2 protein-coding genes and 1 pseudogene are annotated in these 2,511 nt (G+C 65.5%); all 3 read right to left on the bottom strand.

Annotated features, from left to right (window positions below; genetic code table 11):
• Positions 1-656, bottom strand: a pseudogene (locus tag SFU54_RS07745) (hypothetical protein); the annotation flags it as partial.
• 37 nt (positions 657-693) lie between these two features.
• Entirely contained in the window at positions 694-1,821 is a 1,128-nt protein-coding gene (locus SFU54_RS07740) for a winged helix DNA-binding domain-containing protein (RefSeq protein WP_319015709.1), read from the bottom strand.
• A 38-nt stretch (positions 1,822-1,859) separates the two neighbouring features.
• Positions 1,860-2,511: hypothetical protein (locus tag SFU54_RS07735; RefSeq protein WP_319015708.1), on the bottom strand; the 652-nt coding region annotated here is incomplete at its 5' end.

Here is a 2,511-nt window from a genome sequence, read left to right as displayed (position 1 = left end):
CTGTTCGCGCTGCGGATGCGGTCGACCACGAGCTGCAGGAGCCCCGTGGCGACATCTGCGACGGCCTGCTCAGACGAGAAAACCGGCTGGTGGTCCCAGTAGGTGAACTCGATGATGGTCGTGCCCACGAGGGCGAACATGCTGCAGCCCCCCAACGCGAGGCTGCCGTCGCCGATTCCGCCGAAGGTGCAGAACCGTCGGGCACTGTCGGCACCGTTCACAATGAATTCCGCATAGCTTTCTCCGGCTGTGCGAATGTCGTACAGCTCGGCGCTGTCGCTCTTCACGAACAGCTCAACCCCGTCGTCGCCGAGAGAGGTAAACCGAACTCCGCGACTCCAGATGCAACTGAGCGCACCTTCCTGAATGTCGACGATGGTGCGATACGCGCCGGGAACGTTTGACTCATCACGGTGAATCTCGATGGTATTCGTGACTCGCGACTGCACTTCGGCGAGCGTCAGCAGATCGGCGCAACCCACGTCGAAGCTCGCGTTCGGGCGCAGTGCCGGCGCGGCCGACTCGGAGGCCGCCGGGCTCGCGATGCGCTCTGGCGTGGGGCCCGCAGCAGGGGCAGTCGTGGGTGTACAGCCAGCGAGCGTTGCAGAGAGGGCCACCGCGATGACAAGCGCTGACGCGCCAAGGAATCGAGCCATAAACGCACGATAGTGCACAGGCATTTCTCAGGTGAGACTACTTCTCACCCGCTGGATGCCCTCCGTCACGGTCGCCGTTGCGGCCTCGCTCACGCACGGTTACGGACTTGGCGATGAAGGCCGCATATCGTTCGAACTCGCGATCGACGAGCTCACGGGTGTGCGCGTCGAGTGGCGAGAAGACGTCAAGCTCGATCTCGATGGCTCTCGCGCGCTCAGTGCGGCTCCACGTGCCCACCACCTGGCCGTCGACGACGATCGTCGGCCGAAAGAGGCCGTTGTTGCCGGGGATGACCTGTTCTGAAAGCGAAGCGGGCAGTGCCACCGAGCGTTCGTGGTACCCCAACACATACTCGTCGAAGCCGGGGAGTGCGAGAACAGTGTCACTTGACAACGCAGCCTCGGCATCGGGGTCGAGGTAGTACGTCTCGCCGCCCACGAGCCGCGACGCGAGGCGCGCTGCCGCGATTCCCGTTCGTGCTTCGCTGAGGGGCAGCGAGGCCCACCACGCGAAGTCTCGATCGGTTGCCGGGCCATGCCCGCGAAAGTACCCGCGCGCGAACTCGGCGAGGGCGTTGTCTCCCTCGAGCGCCCGCGACTCGCGAATCCACTCGTCGAAGAGCGCGAAGGTCTGCTGTTTGCCGTCGACCGGGCCGAACACGATCACCGCGTTTACCGCAAGGTGCAACAGCAGGTGGTAGCCGCGTTGCCCCGTCGTCGAGATGCCGGCTGCCTCGAACGCGGCAAGAAGATCAGGACGGCGAAGGATGCCCCCGCCGTGCAACGCGGATCGTGCGACGTCGGCGGCCGCCTCAAGGTCGTGACTCGAGAGTTCGAGTTGCGCCTGACGTCGCGCCATCGTTGTTGCGGTGCGCCGACGGGTGATAGCGAGCATCCACCCCAGATCGTATGGCGCGACGACGTGCAAGGTGCCGCGCATCGGCCACGATCGCACGATGTCGCCACGAGCGAGCGCACGCTCTACTGATGCTTGCGTGGCGCCCGGCACGCGTTGGCCGATCGACCAGAGAACGCCCGGGTAATCCTGTGCCTGGAGGGCAAGCATCCCGCGCACGAGGTCGGCCTCGTTCTCGAAACGCGAGGAGGTCAGGGCGTGGGATGCACGGCGCAGCGCCGTGAGCTCGCGACGACCCTCGGCATCCATCCCGACAGTGTGTCGCACCTCGGGCCTCGTGGCATCGGTCAGCTGCCCGGAGGTACCTCGGCGTATTCCTCCATGAAGGCGGTGATCGCGGACTGTGCTTGCTCGGCCGTGACGTCGATGTCCATCCAGTAAACGACGGCCTCGATCAGGCTGCCGTCAACGGCCGCCCGGCCGCGCACCGACTCACCTGACGGGCTCAGCCACCATAGGGCGCCGTTCGTTGTCGTGCGTTCCTCGAATGGCTGCCCCAGGGCAGGTGCCTCGGTGTGCGGCACACCCGCAACCCATGCGGCATCCGCCACAACGAGAAGCGCCACGCTAGACACATCAGTGGCGCCGAAGTAGTACGCGCACGAGGTCACGCCAGGGTAGGAATCTGCCGGCTCGGCGCCACCGAATTCGGTTGTCTCACCGAGCGAACCGAGAAGAACCTCTTTCGCGGAGTCGCAGAAGGCGCTGTTTGCTGTCAGGGATGACGCCGGGGGAGTCCACTCTTGCTCACGCGGCCCGGCCGACAGCAATCGTTCGATGGCGGTCTCGAGCAGCCCCGTCGCGACCTCACCGATCGATTGCTCGGAGGGGTAGGCCCCCTGGCTATCGCTGAATCGCAATTCGGCCAGTGTGGTGCCCACGAGCGAATAGACCGTGCAGTAGCCGGGAGCCCCCGCGGCGGTCGCGTCGCTCAAGAAG

The organism is Microcella sp. (assembly GCF_033763155.1).
In the GTDB taxonomy this organism is placed as follows: domain Bacteria; phylum Actinomycetota; class Actinomycetes; order Actinomycetales; family Microbacteriaceae; genus Microcella.
The sequence above is the reverse complement of the archived record's forward strand: the minus strand, read 5'-3'. Positions and strand labels throughout refer to the sequence as shown.